An 18,920-nucleotide genomic window follows, 5' to 3' on the forward strand; every position below is an offset into this window, starting at 1 on the left:
CCCGCATCCGGCGCCATTCCCGGCCGGGCGGTGATGCCGCTGCCCGGCTGCTCCGATCAAGATAGTCAAAAAAGACGGAAGTTTCCATGTCACGCATCACCATCCAACCTTCTGGCAAATCCGTGGAATGCAAGGACAGCGACACGGTCCTGATGGCCCTGGAAAAGGCCGGATACGCGCTGCCCAACAACTGCCGGGCCGGCGCCTGCGGCGAATGCAAGGTCCGGGTCCTGGAGGGCCAGTACGACCAAGGCATGGTGCTGGACATGGCGCTGTCGGCCGACGAGCGCCGTCAGGGCTATGGCCTGATGTGCATGGCCAAGCCGATTTCCGAGGAAATGGTGATCGAATGGGGAACGGCTGATGCGCGCCCGAAGCTGTTCCCGCCCCGGGAAGGCGCGCTGTTCATCCTGATCGAACGTCGCGAGGTCGCCAACCGCACTCTGGAAATCCGCCTGCGCCCGGTGGGTCAGCCGATCCGCTATTGGCCCGGCCAGTACGTCACCGTGGGCGACGAGCGCGCCGGCGTTCCCCGGCGGGCCTATTCGATCGCCAACGCGCCCCGGCCCGACGGCGAGATCTCTCTGCAGGTGGCGCGCGCGGATGATGGCGTCACCAGCGCGTGGATCCACGATGCGTTGCAGGTCGGAGACAGCGTCAAGGTCAATGGCGCCTATGGCACCTTCATCGGCGATCCGTCCGCCGAGACGCCGGTGCTTTGTCTGGCTGCGGGCACGGGTCTGGCGCCGATCCTGGATCTGGCCGAGGCCGCCCTGCGACGCGGCTACCGGAAGAAAGTCGATCTGATCTTCTCGGCGCGCACCGAGGCCGACGTCTATGGCAGGGGCATGATGGCCTGGTGGCGCACCAAGCATCGCAATTTCGACTATAAAATAACCCTCACGCGCGAGCAGCGGGACGGCTATTTGCAGGGGCGTATCGATGCAATCCTGCCCGGGCTGTACCCGGATTTGTCCGCGCACAGTGTTTTCATCGCGGGCAGCCCCGAATTCGTGGATGCCTGCGTCGCGGCGGTCAAGGCGCTGGGCGCGAAGGACGATCTCATCCACAAGGAAGGTTTCTTCGCCATCCAGAATGTCCGATCCGAGGGCCGCCAATCCTGAACCATGAACAGGCCTCAGCCGCCTGAGGACCGCCTTGATTCCAGCCATCCAGCATCGCATCGACCATTTCCGTCAACAACAGCGGGTGCGCGCGGGGTCGCTGATCATGTCCGTCTTCGGCGATGCGGTGCTGCCGCGTGGCGGGCGGATCTGGCTGGGCAGCCTGATCCGGCTGCTCGAACCGCTGGGGCTGAATGAGCGCCTGGTGCGCACTTCAGTATTCCGCCTCGGCAAGGAAAAATGGCTGAGGGCGGACTCCCACGGGCGCCGGGCGGAATATGTGCTGACCGATTCGGGGCGCTTGCGGTTCGAGGAAGCCTCGCGTCACATTTATTCTTCGCACGCGCCGATCTGGGATCGCCGCTGGCGCCTGATCCTGGTGGTGGGCGAACTCGATCCGCGGCAGCGCGAGCGTCTGCGCCAGGCCCTGCAGTGGCAGGGCTTCGGCAGCCTGGGCAGCGATTGCTTCGTCCATCCGTCGACCCACCTGGAAGCCGCCTACGATACGCTGGAGGCCGATGGCCTGGGCGACATGCTGGGTTGCCTGCTGCCCTTGCTGGCGGCCGATGCGCGCATTGCGCTGACGGCGTCCGACGCCGATCTGGTGGCCCGCGCCTGGAACCTGGATCGCCTGGCTGAATCCTATGCGGCCTTCGTGGGCGATTACTTGCCGATCCTGGCCGAATTGCGGCGCGATCGTCAGGTTCGTCTGGAACCCGAGGAAGCCTTTCTGCTGCGCGTGCTGATGATCCATGATTATCGCCGTCTGCTGCTGCGCGATCCCGAATTGCCGGAAGTCCTGCTGCCGGCCGACTGGCCGGGACAGTCCGCGCGCATGGTGTGCCGCGAACTCTACCGACGGCTGGCGGAACCGTCCGAGCGGCATCTGGACGCCCAGATGCTGTTGGCCGACGGCACGGTGCCCGAACGCCTGGAAGACGGCTTCGAGCGGTTCCCCTCGGACGATCCGCTGGTTTCGATCTCGCTTTGATTCACCCGTTTCGCACGATACAAAAAAAATTATAAAAATTAATTTTTCGTGTTGTTGCCGGAGCATGGCATCCAGAGGAACATCCGATGAATCCATCAGTCGGGAATCGAGTTCGCTTGATGGTTTTCCCGAATAAGTGTCGGTTGTTCATCAGATCCTCTTGATCATGGCGGCCAAGTCTTTTATGTTTTCATTGATACCAAATTTAATGGCTAAAGTACCTATTTCGTAATACGTCTGGAAAAGAAGCCCTGCGACATGGGGCCGGCCCCGGACAGACCTTGGCAAGGAGACATGCCGTGCATGCGGAGTTCCTGCAGTTCCTGTTCTCGGGCCTGACCGTCGGGGCGACCTACGCTCTGGCCGCGCTGGGCTTCAATCTGATCTACAACGCCAGTCATGTGATCAATTTCGCTCAAGGCGAGTTCATCATGCTCGGCGGCATGCTGGCGGTTTTCTTCACCCAGGCGGGCCTGCATTGGGCGCCCGCGTTCGCGCTGGCCGTGCTGCTGCCGGCCCTGGTCGGAGTGCTGCTTGAAAAGTGCGCCATCGAACCGGTCAAGGATGCCGATACCGTCACCCTGATCATCATCACGATCGGCGCGTCCCTGGTGTTGCGCGGCCTGATCCAGGTCTGGCTGGGCAAGGGCGCCCACAGCCTGCCGCCGTTTTCCGGACATGCCCCCCTGTCGGTCCTGGGGGCGTCTCTGCAGCCTCAGAGCCTCTGGGTATTCGGGGTGACGGCCATCGTGGTGGCGCTGCTCTGGTACTTCTTCAGCCGCACGCTGGCGGGCAAGGCCATGCTGGCCACGGCCTACAACCGGGTCGCAGCGCAGCTGGTGGGCGTGAGCACCGGCTGGGTCCTGCTCATGAGCTTCGCCCTGGCGGCGGCTCTCGGCGCGCTGGGGGGCATCCTCATCACGCCGATCACGCTGACTTCCTATGACGTGGGCATCATGCTGGGCCTCAAGGGCTTCGTGGCGGCGGTGGTCGGCGGCCTGGGCAGCGGCCTGGGCGCCGTGGTCGGCGGCCTGCTGGTCGGCGTGCTGGAAGCGATGGGCGCGGGCTACGTGTCTTCGGCCTACAAGGACGCCATTCCGTTCGTGCTGATCCTGCTGATCCTGTTCTTCATGCCGCGCGGCCTGTTCGGCGGTCTTTCCACAGAGCGGGTGTGATCATGCGCGGACGCTCTCTGATCGGTCTGGCTCTCCTGGCCGCCGCGCTGGCGGCGGCGCCCTTCCTGGCGCCCAACAGCTATTACCTGGACATCGTCATCCGCATGTGCATCAATGCCGTGATCGTCCTCAGCCTGAATCTGCTGGTCGGCTATGCGGGCCAGATCAGCCTGGGCCATGCGGGCTTCGTCGGTCTGGGGGCTTATGCCTCGTCGGTGCTGCCCGCCCATTTCGGCTGGCACCCGCTGCTGGCCCTGGCGGCCGGCGCCGCGGGCACCGGGCTGCTGGCGCTGCTGGTCGCGCGGCCGATCCTGCGCCTCAAAGGGCACTACCTGGCCATGGCGACGCTGGGCCTGGGCGTCATCATCAACATCGTGATCCGCAACGAGGCTGGCTGGACGGGCGGGCCTGACGGCATGCCGGTGCAGTCCATGGAACTGTTCGGCTACGAACTCGTGCGCGACATCCAGTGGTACTGGGTCGTGGCCGTCTTGCTGCTGCTGAGCGTGTGGGGCGCGCTCAATCTGATCGACTCGCCCTTCGGCCGCGCGCTGAGGGGCCTGCATGGTTCCGAGATCGCTTCCCAGGTCGTGGGCGTGGACGTGCCGCGCTACAAAACGACCGTATTCGTGCTGTCGGCCGTCGCGGCCAGCGTCATGGGCAGCATCCTGGCGCACTACGTCGGCTTCGTGACGCCCGAGATCGCCAACTTCTTCCATTCCATCGAGCTGGTCACCATGGTCGTGGTGGGCGGCATGGCGTCGGTGTTCGGTTCCGTGCTGGGCGCGGTGCTGCTGACGGCGCTGCCGCAGGCGCTGGCGACCTTCGAGGGCTGGGAGATCGTTGTCTTCGGAGCCATCCTGATGCTGTGCATGATCTTCCTGCCGCGCGGCCTGGTGCCCACGCTGGCGGCTCGCCTGCGCATCGGAGACTGACGCCATGGCCCTGCTTGAAGTCGATCGTCTGTCCATCCAGTTCGGCAATGTCCGCGCGGTCCAGGACGTCAGCTTTTCCGTGGACGAGGGCATCGTCTATTCCGTGATCGGCCCCAACGGCGCGGGCAAGACGACCCTGTTCAACCTGATCACCGGGATCTATCGGCCCACGGCGGGCGCCGTTCGCCTCGATGGCCAGGAAATTCAAGGCTGCACGCCCTATGAACTGGCCCGGCGAGGCATGGCGCGCACTTTCCAGAACCTGCAGGTCTGGATGAACATGAGCGCCCTGGAGAACGTCATGGTCGGGGCTCACCTGCATCTGGACGGCAGCCTGTTCAAGGCGCTGCTGCGCACGCCGGGCCTGCGGCGGCGCGAGCATGCGCTGCGCGAGGAAGCCGCGGCCCTGATGGCCTTCGTGGGCCTGGAATCCTACGTCCGGTCGCGCGCCGACAGCATGCCATATGGGGCTCTCAAGCGCCTGGAGATCGCCCGGGCGCTGGCCATGAAACCGCGCCTGCTGTTTCTGGACGAGCCGGCCGCCGGCCTCAATCCCACGGAAACCCGGGAAGCCGACGCGCTGGTGCGCCGGATCGCGGAAACCGGGGTGACGGTCGTCCTGGTCGAGCACGACATGAAGATGGTCATGAATCTGTCGGACCGGATTCTGGTGCTGGATTACGGGAAAAGGCTGGCCGAGGGGTCCGGGCCGGAAGTCCGCGGCAATCCGGATGTGATCGCAGCCTACCTGGGCGGCCACGCCTGATCGGGGAACTCATGCACGCATTGGACATCATCCAGGAAGAACACCGCAATCTCTGGCGCATCGCCACCACCATGGACTGGGTGGCCGGCGAATTGCAGGCGGGCGAGCCGGTCGAGGAAGGCTTCTTCCTGGCCCTGTTCGACTACATCCGGGAGTTCATGGACGGCTGCCATCACGCCAAAGAGGACCAGTACCTGTTCCTGGCGTTGCGGCGGCGCGCGCCCGACGCGGCGGCGCCCATCCTGGATTCCCTTGAGGAAGAACACCGCCAGGGTCCCGCCAGCCTTCAGGATCTGCGCCGGTTCCTGGGAAGAGAAGGCCGCCTGTCGGACCAGTCCGAGTTCATCGAAGGCCTGCGCCGCTATGCGGATCAGCTGAAGCGGCATATCCGGACCGAGGAAAAGAGCATCTTTCCCTTGGCGCGCGAGGTGCTGCTGCCCGAGGACTGGGCAGGCATCGCGGCGGCGTTCTCCGATCACCGCGACCCCCTGTTCGGCGAACAGGCGCGCGCCGAGTACCGCGAACTCTACCACCGCATCGTGTCGCTCGCCCCGGAAACGGTCGGCCTGGGCGGCAGCCAGGCGGGCGGTTTCCGGCACCTGGCCGCCGCCGCGCACGAACCGTTGCTCGAAGTCCGGGACCTCGAGTCCTGTTATGGCCGCATCCAGGCGCTCAAGGGCATCAGCCTCGACGTCTTCAAGGGCGAGCTGGTGGCCCTGGTCGGGGCCAATGGGGCGGGCAAAACGACGTTTCTGCGCGCCTTGTCCGGGATCCAGCCCATGAGCGCCGGCCGGATCCGTTTCGCGGGGCAGGACTTGTCCCGCGTGCGGGCGGATCGCCGGGTGCGGGCCGGCATCTGTCATAGTCCGGAAGGCCGGCAGGTCTTCGGCCCCTTGTCGATCGAAGACAATCTGCGTCTGGGCGCTTACCTGCGGTCCGCCGATCAGGTGGACGAGGATCTGGAGCGTGTCTACGCGATGTTCCCGGTCCTGCGCGAGAAACGGCGCCTGCCCGCCGGGACGCTGTCCGGCGGGCAGCAGCAGATGCTGGCCATCAGCAGGGCCCTGATGGGGCGGCCGCGCCTGCTGCTGCTCGACGAGCCGTCCATGGGCCTGGCGCCTCTGCTGGTCGAGGAAGTCTTCAATGTCATCCGCACGCTCAAGGCCCGGGGCATCACCATCTTGCTGGTCGAGCAGAACGCCTTCGCCGCGCTTGGCATCGCCGACCGCGCCTACGTCCTGGAAACCGGTCAGATCGTGCTGTCGGGCACGGGGCAGGACATGATCCGAAACGAACAGGTGCGCGCCGCGTACCTGGGCATGTGAAACGCCGAAGAGGAAACCACCATGAGCAAGCAATTCGCATCCGTCGCCGACCTGGAGGAGAAGAAGACCACCTTCGCCCGCCTGTCCGGGCACTGCTGGTCCTATACCGCCGAAGGCGACCCGAACACGGGCGTCGTCATCGGCGACGAGGCCGTCCTGATCTGCGACACGCTCGCCACCCCCATGATGGCGCGGCGGTTGATCGCGGAGATCCGCAAGGTGACCGACAAACCCATCAAGTACGCCGTGCTGTCGCACTATCACGCCGTGCGGGTGCTGGGCGCCTCGGCCTACCGCGAAGAGGGCCTGCAGGAAGTCATCGCCAGCCAGGGCACCTACGAGATGATCGCGGAGCGCGGCGCCCAGGACATGCAGTCCGAATATGAACGCTTTCCGCGCCTGTTCCAGGCCTTCGAGTCGATTCCGGGCCTGACCTGGCCGACGCTGGTCTTTCGGGATGGCATCAGTCTGTGGATGGGGCGCGACCTGGAAGTCCGCGTCTTTCACCCCGGCGCGGGCCACACCCGGGGCGACACCGTGGTGTGGGTGCCTTCCGAGAAGGTCCTGTTTTCCGGGGACCTGGTCGAATATGACGCAGCCTGCTACACGGGCGACGCCCAGCTGGCCGACTGGCCGGCCACGCTCGACGCGCTGGCCGCCCTGGGGGCGGAAAAGCTGGTGCCGGGCCGGGGGCCGGCGCTGGATACGCCCGAAAGGGTCGCCGCCGGCCTGGCCTACACGCGCGACTTCGTGTCCACGCTGTACTCGTCCGCCCGCGAGGCGCATGCCCGGGGGATGGATCTGAAACAGGCCATGGAGCACATCCGCGGCGCCATGGACCCCAAGTTCGCCCAGGTCTTCATCTACGAGCATTGCCTGCCATTCGACGTGGTCCGGGCCATGGACGAGGCCGCCGGCATTCGCCACCCCCGCATCTGGACGGCCGAGCGCGACCAGGAAATGTGGCACGGCCTGCAGGCGGAACACTGATTGCGCGGCGGGCGTCGCGGCGCCGAGACCGCGCCCCGCCCCGGAGGAGACACAGACATGCTCAGCACTTATCAGTACCAGAAATTCGAATATCATCCGCCGCGTGAACTGGGGGCGGACAAGGCCGTCCGCCATCCCGTGGTGATCGTGGGCGCCGGTCCGGTCGGCCTTGCCGCCGCCATCGACCTGGCCCAGCAGAACGTGCCCGTGCTGCTGCTCGACGACGACGACACGGTTTCGGTGGGCTCCCGCGGGGTCTGCTACGCCAAGCGGGCGCTGGAAGTGCTGGACCGCCTGGGAGTGGCCGATCCCTGTGTGGACAAGGGCGTCAGCTGGAACGTGGGTCGGACCTTCTTTCGCAGCGAAGAGGTCTACAGCTTCAACCTGCTGCCGCAACCGGATCATCACCGGCCGGGCATGATCAACCTGCAGCAGTACTACCTGGAAGAATTCCTGGTGAAGCGGGCCCGGTCGCTGCCGTCCCTGGACTTGCGATTCCGCAACAAGGTCGTGTCGATGCGCGCGCAGGACGATGCCGTCGCGTTGCAGGTCGAGACCCCGGACGGCGTCTATCCGGTCGAGGCGGACTGGCTCATCGTGGCCGATGGCGCCCGCAGCCCCATCCGCAGGATGATGGGTCTGGAGGCCGAGGGCAAGGTCTTCATGGACCGCTTCCTGATCGCCGACGTGGTCATGAAGGCCGATTTCCCCGCCGAGCGCTGGTTCTGGTTCGATCCGCCTTTCCATCCAGGGCAGTCCGTGCTGCTGCATCACCAGGCCGACAACGTGTGGCGCATCGACTTCCAGCTCGGCTGGGATGCCGATCCCGAAGAAGAGAAGCGTCCGGAGAAGGTCATCCCCCGCATCAAGGCCATGCTGGGCGAGGAGCACGAATTCGAACTCGAATGGGTCAGCGTCTATACCTTCCAGTGCCGGCGCATGGCGAAGTTCCGCCATGGCCGCGTGCTGTTCGTCGGCGATGCCGCGCATCAGGTGTCGCCATTCGGTGCGCGCGGGGCCAATTCCGGCATCCAGGATACGGACAATCTGGCCTGGAAACTGCGGCTGGTCATGGACGGCAAGGCTCCGGATAGCCTGCTGGACACCTACTCCGACGAGCGAACCTGCGCCGCCGACGAGAATCTGCTGAATTCCACGCGCTCGACGGATTTCATCACGCCCAAGACCAAGACCTCGCTGGCCTTTCGCAACGCGGTGCTGGGACTGGCGCGCCACTATCCGTTCGCCAGGGCGCTGGTAAACTCCGGCCGCCTGTCGGTGCCGACGATCCTGGCGGATTCCGTTCTGAACACGCCCGACGAGGCCGCGTTCGCCGGGGACATGGCGCCGGGGGCGCCCTGCGACGACAGCCCTATGAGAGCCCAGGTGGATCACTTCTGGCTGCTGGGCAGGCTGGGCAACCGTTTCCAGCTGCTGGTTTATGCGGACAAGCCGGGCGACGTGACTCAGGCCGACGCCCTGCAGGCGCTGATGTCGGGCTCTCTGCCGGTGGACGTCATCCTCGTGACGCCGTCGGGCGGGCGCTCGCCGCACGGCTTCCGGGTCTTCGAGGATTACACCGGCCGATTCGCCGAGCGCTACGACGCCCGGCCGGGCTCCGCCTGGTTGATCCGCCCCGACCAGCACATCGCCGCCCGCTGGCGCGCCCTCGACGTCCGCCGGGTCCGCCAGGCGCTGGCGCGCGCAACCTGCAACCAGGAATGAATCCCATGGGACTGAGCCTGAACCTGAACTTCGGCGAGCCGGGCCGCAGCTACGCGCGCGCCTATACTCCCGGCGACGACTTCTACGAAGAGCTGATCGCGCTGCACCAGAACCTCAGCGACGAGCAGAGCGCGCAAGTCAATGCCCGCCTGATCCTTCTGCTGGCCAACCACATCGGCGATCTGGCAATCCTGCGCGAGGCCATGACGATCGCCCGGCAGGACCCTTGACCTCGCGTCCGCTCGCCTTGGCGCGAGTCCGGCCAGCGGCGGCCTCAGGCCAGGAACCAGCCCTTGCGGATCGGCCAGGCGCAGACCCGTCGGTAGAGCAGTTCGATCAGCGCCCGCACGCCGGGCACCACCCGACCGCGCAGCGGCAGGCACAGCAGGACCGCGATGAGGGCGTTCAACAGCGCGCCCGCCATGTCCAGCGGCCAGTGGATGCCCATGTAGATGCGGGCCCAGGCTACGGCCAGGCCCAGCAGCCCCAGCACCCAGGCCGCGCGGCGCCGGACGGGGTGGATCCACAGTCCGGCGCAGAGCGCCCAGATGAAGCTCAGGTGGTTGCTGGGGAACGATGCCGTCGGCGCATGGTGCAGATACTGGTGGCCGATGCCCAGGACGAAGGGGCGCGGGTGGAACCACAGCTGGCCGGCGGCCCAGGACAGGAACAGGGCGACGGCGGCGGTCAGGACGGCCTGCACCAGGGCGTCCCGGCCCGCGGTGTCGGCGCGCAGCCAGTTCAAGACTACGTACAGCGGAAAGACGTAGACCAGGCCGTTGGCCAGAAAGGTGCCCAGCGCCAGGCTGAAGGCGGAGGGGTCCACGGCGTTGATCCACAAAAACAGGGTCTGGTTCAGGTGTTCCATGAGCGTATCCGGCCGGAGTGAACGGGTACGGCAGCATAGCACCGGGACCCGCCGGGCGGTGGCGGATCCGGCAATCCGCGCGTGTCATCCTTGACGATGTGTATCAGCGCGTCCGGCCGGCCTCTTGTCATGCTCGGCTTCCCGCCGGAAGCGGCGGGCAGCCGGCGCCGATCAGTGCGCCAGGCTTTTGGCGGGCGTGTCCAGCGTGTCGCAGGCTGTCGTGTCGCCCGGCGCGTGGGCCGTGCCGGCCGCGAAGACCGAGGGCTTGTCCGGGGTGCCGCGTTTGATGTGATTGAACAGCAGGTTCAGGGCGATGGCCATGATGGCGGCCGAGCTGATGCCCGAGTGGAAGATCGTCGCCACCCAGTCCGGGAAATGGCTGTAGAACTTCGGGGCGGCGATGGGGATCATGCCGAAGCCCACGGACGTGGCGACGATGATCAGATTCATGTTGTCTTCGTAGTTGACCTTGGCCAGGGTGCGGATGCCGCTGGCGGCCACGGTGCCGAACAGCACCAGGCCGGCGCCGCCCAGCACGGCGGCGGGCACGGTGGCGATCAGGCGGCCCATCACCGGCAGCAGGCCCAGCACCAGCAGGATGATGCCGCTGGTGGCCACGACGAAGCGGCTTTTCACCCCGGTGACGGCGACCAGGCCGACGTTCTGCGCGAAGGCGCTTTGCGTGAAGGATCCGAAGACCGGCGCGATGACGCTGGACACCATGTCGGCGCGCAGGCCGTCGCCCAGGCGGCGGGAGTTGATCGGGGTCTTGATGATGTCGCCCACCGCCAGGATGTCGGCGGACGTTTCCACCAGCACGACCAGGATCACGATGAACATGGACAGGATGGCGGCCGGATGGAATTCCGGCAGGCCGAAGTGGAACAGCGTGGGCAGGGCGAAGGTCGGGCCGTCGACGACGCGGGAGAAATCCGTCATGCCCGACGCCCAGGCGATCAACGTGCCCAGCACCATGGCCAGCAGGATGGACAGGCGCGAGATGGCGGCATTGCCCAGTTTGCTGAGCAGCAGCACGATCAGCAGCGTGACGGCGGCCAGGCCGATGTTGGCCACGCTGCCGAAATCCGGCGCCTTGGCGTTGCCGCCCATGGACCAGTGGGCGGCCACCGGCATCAGCGACAGGCCGATGGTCGTGATGACGGACCCCGTGACCAGGGGAGGGAAGAAGCGGATGATCTTGGAAAAGATCGGCGTGATCAGCAGTCCCAGCAGCGCGGCCATCATCACGGCCCCGAAGACGGACGGCAGGTCGCCGCCCGAGGACAGAATGGCCAGGATCGTGGCCACGCTGGCGAAGGACACCCCCTGCACCAGGGGCAGCTGGCAGCCGAAGAACGGAATGCCCAGGGTCTGGACCAGGGTGGCCAGGCCGCCCATGAACAGGCAGGAAGCGATCAGGATGCCGATTTCGGCGGGCCCCAGCCCGGCTGCCTGCCCCACGATCAGCGGCACGGCGATGATGCCGCCGTACATGGTCAGCACGTGCTGAAGTCCGTACAGAACGTTGGCGGACAGGCCCAGGTGTTCGTCTTCCGGGCGCTGCGTTTGGGTGTGGGTCGGGGTGTTCAAAGCGGTCTCCATCCTGATTGTCGTCGTGGGTCGGCCCTGACGCGGTGGAATGAGACGGGGCCGATGACGGATGCCTCTGATAAGCCCAGGGCGAGCTGGCCGGCGGTGCGGCTTAGGGTGTATTGTGAACTTCAGTCGGCGCGGCGAGGTATGTGGGCTAACATATTGCCTATCTTCAGGTTTTTATATCGAACAAAGTCCATAGGGGTTTCCGCTAGTCGAACTGGACGGGCCCCGCCGCATGCGGCGGCGTGACTAATGGCAATATGCTCGCTTTCAGACGGACTTGACTGTATGAATACCCTGGCATCTTCCGACGATCAGCAGCCCCCGGCGTCCGGCTCCGACCTGCCGGGCCTGTTCGAGGCCTCGCCCATGGCCTTCTGGCTGGAGGACTACAGCGAGCTGCATGCGCTGTTCGGGCGATTGCGCGGCGCCGGCATCCAGGACATCCGGCCCTGGCTGCAGCAGGACCGCGGCCGCCTGGCGGAATGCGCCGCCCTGATGCGCATTCTGCGCGTCAATCGCCAGACCTTGCAGATGTACGAGGCCGACTCCCAGGAAACGCTGCTGGCGCATCTGGAGGACGTCCTGCGCGGCGACATGCTCGACGGCTTCCTGGAGGAACTGGATCAGCTATGGCGGGGCAAGACCGATTTCCACGGCCTGACCGTCAACTACACGCTGTCGGGCAGGCGCCTGGACCTGTCCCTGAAAGGCGTCGTGCTGCCGCAGGAGCGGCTGCCCTGGGACCGGGTCCTGGTCTCCATGGAAGACGTGACCGAACTGCAGAACCTGAAGCGCCAGGCGCAGGACAGCGCCCGGGACGCCCGGGAATTCTTCGAGCAGGCGCCAGTGTCCCTGTGGGTCGAGGATTTCAGCGCCATCAAGCGCCTGTTCGGCGAGCTGCGCGCGCGGGGCGTCAGCGATTTCCGCACGTTCCTGGACGTGCACGAGGAATTCGTGGACCGCTGCCTGCAGGAAATCCGGGTGCTGGACGTCAATGACTACACGCTGACGATGTTCAAGGCCTCTACGCAGGCCGACCTGCTGGCGCGGCTGGGCGACGTGCTGAGCGACGAGGCCCGCGCGTCGTTCGCCGAACAGCTGATCGATCTCTGGGAAGGCCGTCTGTTCCACCAGAAGGAAGTCCAGAACCGCACGCTGCAGGGCGACGTGCTGTACATCCATTTGCAGCTGTCCGTGTTCGAAGGCTGCGAGGACGACTGGTCCAAGGTGCTGGTGTCGCTCACCGACATCACCGCCCGCAAAAAGGCCGAGGCCTACCTGGAATACCTGGGCCAGCACGACGTGCTGACCCAGCTGAAGAACCGCTCCTTCTTCGTCGACGAGCTGGGCCGCCTGGCTCGCAAGCGCACGCCGATGGTGGCGTTCATCGCCCTGGACCTGAACAACCTGAAGCGCGTCAACGACGAATCCGGCCACGCGGCCGGCGACGATCTGCTGCGCCGCTTCGGCGAGGTCCTGAACAAGGCCGTCGACAAGCCCGGGCAGGCCGCCCGGATCGGCGGGGATGAGTTCATGGTGCTGCTGCCCGGCATGGACGAGGCCGCCGCCCAGGTCGTGCTGGACAACATCCGCGCGCTGGTCGAACTGAACAACCAGTATTACAGCGGCGTGCCGCTGAGCGTGTCGGCCGGGCTGGCCGTCAGCCGGCACCATGCGGATCTGGAATTGACCATGAAGGCCGCCGACCAGGCCATGTATGCCGACAAGATCGCCTATTACCAGACGCACGAACGCCGCCGCCCGGCGGCGGACGCCGATGACTGGCGCGGGGCGCAAGACGGCGCCGAACGCGGGGAAGGGGCCTGACCGTCGCGATCCGGTCCGGGCTGGCGCGGGACAGCGGCCGGGCGGGCCCGGTGCGCCCGCTTGCGGCCCGGTCGGGGATTCAGAGGGATCGTGCCGCCTGACGCGCCTGAAGCGTGATGAGTCCCGGCTGGTCGGCGGCTTCCAGGATGCGGCGCACGCGGTCCTGCCAGAGGCGGGCGAATTCCTGTTTCTCGGGATCGCTGGCCTGGCCGGACAGCACTTTTTGCAGCAGCGGCATGGCGGCGGGCGAGGGCGGCACGCCCTGGGCGCTGTAGGACACGGCCACGCTGGCGCCCGTGTCCTGGCGCGTGAAGCCGATTTCCCCGGGCAGGCTCTGGTCGAACGACAGCAGACGGCGGCGGTCGTAGCGGCCCGCCAGCCCCTTGAAGCCCGTGTCCGTCGTCGATCCCGTGACCAGGCTGACGACGTTGGCGATCACCCCCGTGACCCCGTTGACGGCGCTGTCGGCGAATTCGACCAGGATGCCGCCGCGTTCGGGCAGCGTGTCCGGGTACAGGGCCCGCAGCGCCTTGACTGTCATCAGCCAGGCGCCCGCGACGGTGGGGCAGGAATGGCCGGCCAGGCGCACGGCGTCTTCGTAGCCGTATTCGATCCGGCCATCGTCGGACGCCCCCAGCAGCTGGGCCAGGGGGTCATGCACCGCGATGCGCGGCGCCTGGGTGAAAAATGCGGGAAATGCCATGGAACGACTCCGGAAACGGTCAACGATGGATCAGTGTAGGAGTCGGTCCCGCCCATGCGGCTTTTAACCCTGAGGGATGTCCGGTCGTTTCGATCCCCAGGGCATGACAAGCATCAAGATCCAGGGAATTTTTGCCGCCGGGCCGTCCCGAGGCCGCTCCCCTGGGGGCCGGGCCCGGGCTTGGGGGCATCGGGAGGCTGCGGCCAAATCCCTTCCGGCCGCCGGGGCGGGATGGAGCCCTCGCCGGGATTGCGTGTAAGATGAGTCGAATCGGGTCGGTCAGGGGCCTCGGGGCTCCGGCCGGCCATCAACACGACGGCTTCCAGGAGGACTTGCAATGGCTCATCCCAACAGTTTCGGCGCGCGGACAACTCTGGATGTGGGGGGCAAGCCCTACCATATCTACCGCCTGGGGGCGCTGAAAGACCATGGACTGGATCCGTCCCGCCTGCCGTACGGCCTGAAGATTCTGCTGGAGAACCTGCTGCGCACCGAAGACGGCGGCGACGTCACGGCCGACGACATCCGCGCGCTGGCGTCCTGGGACCCCGACGCCCAGCCCAACCGCGAGATCTCCTTCACCCCGGCGCGCGTCATCCTGCAGGATTTCACCGGCGTGCCGGCGGTGGTCGACCTGGCCGCCATGCGCCAGGCCATGCGGGACCTGGGAGGCGAACCCGACCGCATCAATCCGCTGGCGCCGGTGGAACTGGTGATCGACCACTCGGTCATCGTCGACGACTTCGGTCACAACGACTCCTACCGCCGCAACGTCGAAATCGAATACCAGCGCAACGTCGAACGCTACCAGTTCCTGCGCTGGGGGCAGACGGCGTTCGACGGCTTTCGCGTCGTGCCGCCCAGCACCGGCATCGTGCACCAGGTCAATCTGGAACACCTGGCCCGCGGCGTGTTCACCCGCCAGGTCGACGGGGTCACCGAGGCCTATCCCGATACCTGCGTCGGCACCGACTCGCACACCCCGATGGTCAATGGCCTGGGCGTGGTGGCCTGGGGTGTGGGCGGCATCGAGGCCGAGGCCGCCATGCTGGGCCAGCCGATTTCCATGCTGATTCCCCGCGTCGTGGGGTTCAAGCTGTCGGGCGCCCTGCCCGAGGGCACCACCGCCACCGACCTGGTGCTGACCATCACCGACATGCTGCGCAAGCATGGCGTGGTGGGCAAGTTCGTGGAATTCTACGGCCCGGGGGTGGCGGCCGTGCCGCTGGCCAATCGCGCCACCATCGGCAACATGAGCCCGGAATACGGCTCCACGATCTCGATCTTCCCGATCGACGACGAAACCCTGAACTACATGCGCTTCACCGGGCGCTCGGCCGAACAGGTCGCGCTGGTCGAGGCCTATGCCAAGGCCCAGGGTCTGTGGCACGATCCGCAACACGAACCCGTCTATTCGGAACGGCTGGAACTCGACCTGGGCACGGTCGTGCCGTCCATCGCCGGGCCCAAGCGTCCCCAGGACCGCATCCTGCTGTCCGAGTCCAAACCCTCCTTCCAGAAGTCCCTGGCCGCCCTGCCGGGCTCGCCCGCTTCCAACCCCGCGCCGGTCCATCTGGGCGATGGCGTCGATTTCGAGATCGATCACGGGGCGGTGGCCATCGCCGCCATCACGTCCTGCACCAACACGTCCAACCCTGCCGTGATGGTGGCGGCCGGCCTGCTGGCGAAAAAGGCGGTCGAACGCGGCCTGCAGCGCAAGCCCTGGGTCAAGACCTCCCTGGCTCCCGGATCCCGCGTCGTCACTGACTACTATGAAAAGGCCGACCTGATGAAGTACCTGGAAGCGCTGGGCTTCAATCTGGTGGGCTATGGCTGCACGACCTGTATCGGCAATTCCGGCCCGCTGATCCCGGAAGTGTCCGATGCCGTCCGCAGCCACGATCTGGCCGTGACCTCGGTGCTGTCGGGCAACCGTAACTTCGAAGGCCGCATCCACTCCGAAGTCAAGATGAACTACCTGATGTCCCCGCCGCTGGTGGTGGCGTACGCGCTGGCCGGGTCCATGGACTTCGACCTGTACAAGACGCCGCTGGGCAAGGACAAGAACGGCGTGGACGTGTACCTGCGCGACATCTGGCCCAGCAGCCAGGAAGTCCAGGCCGTCATCCAGTCGTCGATCACGGCGGAAATGTACATGCGCGGCTATTCGGATGTCTTCGCGGGCAACGACGCCTGGCGCAATCTGCCGACGCCCGAAGGCGACCTGTATCGCTGGGACGATGCCTCCACCTACGTGCGCAATCCGCCGTACTTCGAGGGCATGCGCCGCGATCCGGACCCGGTGCACGACATCCGGGGCGCCCGGGTGCTGGCGAAACTGGGCGATTCGGTCACGACCGACCACATCAGCCCGGCCGGCTCGATCGCCAAGGACTCGCCGGCGGCGCTGTACCTGCAATCGCAGGGCGTGCAGCCCAAGGACTTCAACTCCTACGGGTCGCGGCGCGGCAACCACGAGGTCATGATTCGCGGCACCTTCGCCAACGTGCGCCTGCGCAACCAGATCGCCCCGGACACAGAAGGCGGCTGGACGCGCGACTTCACCCGGGACGGCGCTCCGGTCGCGACGATTTTCGATGCCTCGCAGAACTACCAGAAGGCCGGCGTGCCGCTGGTGATCCTGGCGGGCAAGGAATACGGCTCGGGATCGTCGCGCGACTGGGCGGCCAAGGGCACGGTGCTGCTCGGGGTGCGGGCGGTCATCGCCGAATCCTACGAACGGATCCACCGCTCGAACCTGATCGGCATGGGCGTGCTGCCGCTGCAGTTCCCGGAAGGCCAGAACGCCGATTCCCTGGGCCTGCGCGGCAAGGAAACCTTTGAAATCACCGGGATCGAGGCCTTCAACGGCGGCAAGACCCCGAAGATCGTGCACGTGAAGGCGGGCGACGTGGAATTCGACGCGCTGGTGCGCATCGACACCCCCAGCGAGGCCGCGTACTACCGGCACGGCGGGATCCTGCAGTACGCGATCCGCCAGTTGCTGAACTGAGGGTAGCGGCCTGCGGGCCGCTCCGATGATTCAGGCACGGGGCCGTCCGCAGGGACGGCCCCGTGCCCGGAATCACCCTTCCATCAGATGGAAGCTGTCGGGGTCGGGGCCGATGCGGCCGTCGGGACGGTCCAGCGCGGCGATGCGGGCCATGGCGTCGTCGTCCAGGTACAGGTTCCACAGGTTGAAGTTTTCCTGGATCCGGTCCGCGTGGGTGGACTTGGGGATCACCATGTGACCCATCTGGATGTGCCAGCGCAGGATGACCTGGGCCGGCGTGGCCTGCAGATGGTGGGCGATTTCGTGGATCACGGGATCCTGCAGCGCCTGGCCCTGGCCCAGCGGACTCCAGGCCTCGGTCAGGATGTCGTGGTCGGCGTGGTAGGCCCGCAGCTCGGCCTGCTGGAAGTATGGATGCAGCTCGATCTGGTTGACGACGGGCAGCACGCCGGTCTTGTCCAGCAGCTTCTGCAGCTGGTCCACCTGGAAATTGCAGACGCCGATGGATTTCGCCCGGCCGTCGTCGTGCAGCTGGATCAGCGCTTCCCAGGCTTCCAGGTAGCGCCTTTCCTGCGGCACCGGCCAGTGGATCAGATAGAGATCCACGTAATCCAGCTTCAGGCGGTCCAGGCTTTCCTGCAAGGCCGATTTGGCATCGTCCCGGCCATGGCGGTTGTTCCAGAGCTTGGTGGTCACGAACAGGTCTTCGCGCGGGATTCCGCAATCGGCGATGCCCTGGCCGACCTCGGCCTCGTTATAGTAGATGTAGGCCGTGTCGATGGCGCGATAGCCCGCCTCGACGGCGGCCTGGACGGCGGGCGCGGCGTCGTCGCCCGTCACTTTCCAGGTGCCCAGGCCCAGTTGCGGCGCGCGCCGTCCGTCGTGAAACGTCAGGTATGGCTGATTGGATGACATGAGGGTCTCCATGATGGCTCGGCCACTGGCCCTGAAGCCCTGCAATGGCCGACAATGATTCTTTTTCGAGGGTAGACCAATGAGTGTACATAGTCAGGCGCAGCGCGTCACCGTGCCCCAGCTGATGTCTTACAAAGGGACACGCAAGATTGCGGCGCTGACCGCCTATATCGCCCCCATCGCCCGTCTGCTGGATGAATCCGTGGACATGATCCTGGTCGGGGATTCCACCGCCATGGTCGGTTACGCCCTGCCCGATACCCTGTCGATCTCGACGCGGACGATGGCCGCGCATGCCGCAGCCGTCGTGCGGGCCACGCAGCAGGCCTGCGTGATCGTCGACATGCCGTTCGGCAGCTATCAGCAGTCGCCCGCCCAGGCTTTTGACAATGCCGCCTCCATGCTGTCGGCCAGCGGGGTGTCGGGCGTCAAGATGGAAGGCGGCCAGGTGCTGGCCGAGACCACCCGGTTCCTGGTGGACCGGGGCATTCCGGTGCTGGCGCACGTCGGCCTGATGCCGCAGTACGTCAATACCATGGGGGGATTCAAGGCCCAGGGCATGACCGACGAGGCCGCCCGCAGGATCCTGGAAGACGCCCGCGCCCACGCGCAGGCGGGGGCGTTCGGGGTCGTCCTGGAGGGTATCAGCGAACCTCTGGCGCGCCAGATCACGGCCGATCTGGACGTTCCCACGATCGGCATCGGGGCGTCGCCCGCCTGCGACGGCCAGATACTGGTCACGGAAGACATCCTGGGGCTCAGCGGCGACCGGATCCCCAAATTCGCCCGCCGCTTCGCCGACGCGGGCCAGGTCATCCGCGATGCCGCCCGGGACTACGCCCAATCGGTGCGGGAAGAAACTTTTCCCACGCTTGATCACTGCTTTGGCGTGCGCCGTACGCATTAACATGATGACACCAATGGTTTCATCGGGGGGCCGCGCTGCGCGCGATCGCCCCCACCG

General features: G+C 66.2%; 16 protein-coding genes and 1 pseudogene. 13 read left to right on the forward strand and 4 right to left on the reverse strand.

Annotated features, from left to right (window positions below; genetic code table 11):
- Positions 1-86 precede the first annotated feature (86 nt).
- From Q0263_RS02225 to Q0263_RS02270, 10 genes and pseudogenes are all read left to right on the forward strand, one after another.
- Positions 87-1,124, forward strand: a complete 1,038-nt coding sequence (locus Q0263_RS02225; RefSeq protein ID WP_298012928.1) for a 2Fe-2S iron-sulfur cluster-binding protein — start codon at positions 87-89, stop codon at positions 1,122-1,124.
- A 34-nt stretch (positions 1,125-1,158) separates the two neighbouring features.
- A complete protein-coding gene (gene paaX, locus Q0263_RS02230) occupies positions 1,159-2,115 on the forward strand; it encodes a phenylacetic acid degradation operon negative regulatory protein PaaX (RefSeq protein WP_298012930.1) in 957 nt (318 codons plus the stop codon).
- Between the two features lie 299 nt (positions 2,116-2,414).
- A complete protein-coding gene (locus Q0263_RS02235; RefSeq protein ID WP_298012931.1) occupies positions 2,415-3,290 on the forward strand; it encodes a branched-chain amino acid ABC transporter permease in 876 nt (291 codons plus the stop codon).
- A gap of 2 nt (positions 3,291-3,292) precedes the next feature.
- Positions 3,293-4,225, forward strand: a complete 933-nt coding sequence (locus Q0263_RS02240) for a branched-chain amino acid ABC transporter permease (protein ID WP_298012932.1) — start codon at positions 3,293-3,295, stop codon at positions 4,223-4,225.
- A gap of 4 nt (positions 4,226-4,229) precedes the next feature.
- On the forward strand, positions 4,230-4,991 hold the full coding sequence (locus Q0263_RS02245; RefSeq protein WP_298012934.1) for an ABC transporter ATP-binding protein: 762 nt from the start codon (positions 4,230-4,232) through the stop codon (positions 4,989-4,991).
- A gap of 11 nt (positions 4,992-5,002) precedes the next feature.
- Positions 5,003-5,401, forward strand: a pseudogene (locus Q0263_RS02250) (hemerythrin domain-containing protein); the annotation flags it as partial.
- Between the two features lie 213 nt (positions 5,402-5,614).
- A complete protein-coding gene (locus Q0263_RS02255) occupies positions 5,615-6,316 on the forward strand; it encodes an ABC transporter ATP-binding protein (RefSeq protein ID WP_298013377.1) in 702 nt (233 codons plus the stop codon).
- A gap of 21 nt (positions 6,317-6,337) precedes the next feature.
- Positions 6,338-7,306, forward strand: coding sequence for an MBL fold metallo-hydrolase (locus tag Q0263_RS02260; RefSeq protein ID WP_298012936.1), 969 nt, complete (start codon positions 6,338-6,340; stop codon positions 7,304-7,306).
- Between the two features lie 57 nt (positions 7,307-7,363).
- Positions 7,364-9,031 (forward strand): FAD-dependent oxidoreductase, encoded by a 1,668-nt coding sequence (locus Q0263_RS02265; RefSeq protein ID WP_298012938.1) that lies wholly within the window; start codon positions 7,364-7,366, stop codon positions 9,029-9,031.
- A 5-nt stretch (positions 9,032-9,036) separates the two neighbouring features.
- Positions 9,037-9,261, forward strand: a complete 225-nt coding sequence (locus Q0263_RS02270; RefSeq protein ID WP_366140664.1) for a DUF2783 domain-containing protein — start codon at positions 9,037-9,039, stop codon at positions 9,259-9,261.
- Between the two features lie 44 nt (positions 9,262-9,305).
- Here Q0263_RS02270 and Q0263_RS02275 read toward each other — a convergent pair whose 3' ends face one another.
- Positions 9,306-9,899, reverse strand: a complete 594-nt coding sequence (locus Q0263_RS02275; protein WP_298012942.1) for a phosphatase PAP2 family protein — start codon at positions 9,897-9,899, stop codon at positions 9,306-9,308.
- Positions 9,900-10,070: 171 nt separating this feature from the next.
- Positions 10,071-11,489 (reverse strand): nucleobase:cation symporter-2 family protein, encoded by a 1,419-nt coding sequence (locus Q0263_RS02280; protein ID WP_298012944.1) that lies wholly within the window; start codon positions 11,487-11,489, stop codon positions 10,071-10,073.
- Positions 11,490-11,783: 294 nt separating this feature from the next.
- Between Q0263_RS02280 and Q0263_RS02285 the strand changes: the two genes are divergently transcribed.
- Complete coding sequence (locus Q0263_RS02285; protein WP_298012946.1) at positions 11,784-13,325, forward strand: sensor domain-containing diguanylate cyclase; 1,542 nt, start codon at positions 11,784-11,786, stop codon at positions 13,323-13,325.
- Between the two features lie 79 nt (positions 13,326-13,404).
- Here Q0263_RS02285 and Q0263_RS02290 read toward each other — a convergent pair whose 3' ends face one another.
- A complete protein-coding gene (locus tag Q0263_RS02290) occupies positions 13,405-14,028 on the reverse strand; it encodes an FmdE family protein (protein WP_298012948.1) in 624 nt (207 codons plus the stop codon).
- 337 nt (positions 14,029-14,365) lie between these two features.
- On the opposite strand from Q0263_RS02290, the gene acnA reads away from it, so the two are divergent.
- Positions 14,366-17,041, forward strand: coding sequence for an aconitate hydratase AcnA (acnA, locus tag Q0263_RS02295; RefSeq protein ID WP_298012950.1), 2,676 nt, complete (start codon positions 14,366-14,368; stop codon positions 17,039-17,041).
- A gap of 72 nt (positions 17,042-17,113) precedes the next feature.
- On the opposite strand, the gene Q0263_RS02300 is transcribed toward acnA, so the two are convergent.
- Entirely contained in the window at positions 17,114-17,956 is an 843-nt protein-coding gene (locus Q0263_RS02300; protein ID WP_298012952.1) for an aldo/keto reductase, read from the reverse strand.
- 79 nt (positions 17,957-18,035) lie between these two features.
- Between Q0263_RS02300 and panB the strand changes: the two genes are divergently transcribed.
- Positions 18,036-18,863 carry a 3-methyl-2-oxobutanoate hydroxymethyltransferase gene (gene panB / locus Q0263_RS02305; RefSeq protein WP_298012954.1) on the forward strand — a complete coding sequence of 276 codons (828 nt, stop codon included), beginning with the start codon at positions 18,036-18,038 and terminating at the stop codon, positions 18,861-18,863.
- Positions 18,864-18,920: the final 57 nt, after the last annotated feature.

The organism is uncultured Castellaniella sp. (assembly GCF_937988725.1).
In the GTDB taxonomy this organism is placed as follows: Bacteria; Pseudomonadota; Gammaproteobacteria; order Burkholderiales; family Burkholderiaceae_B; genus Castellaniella.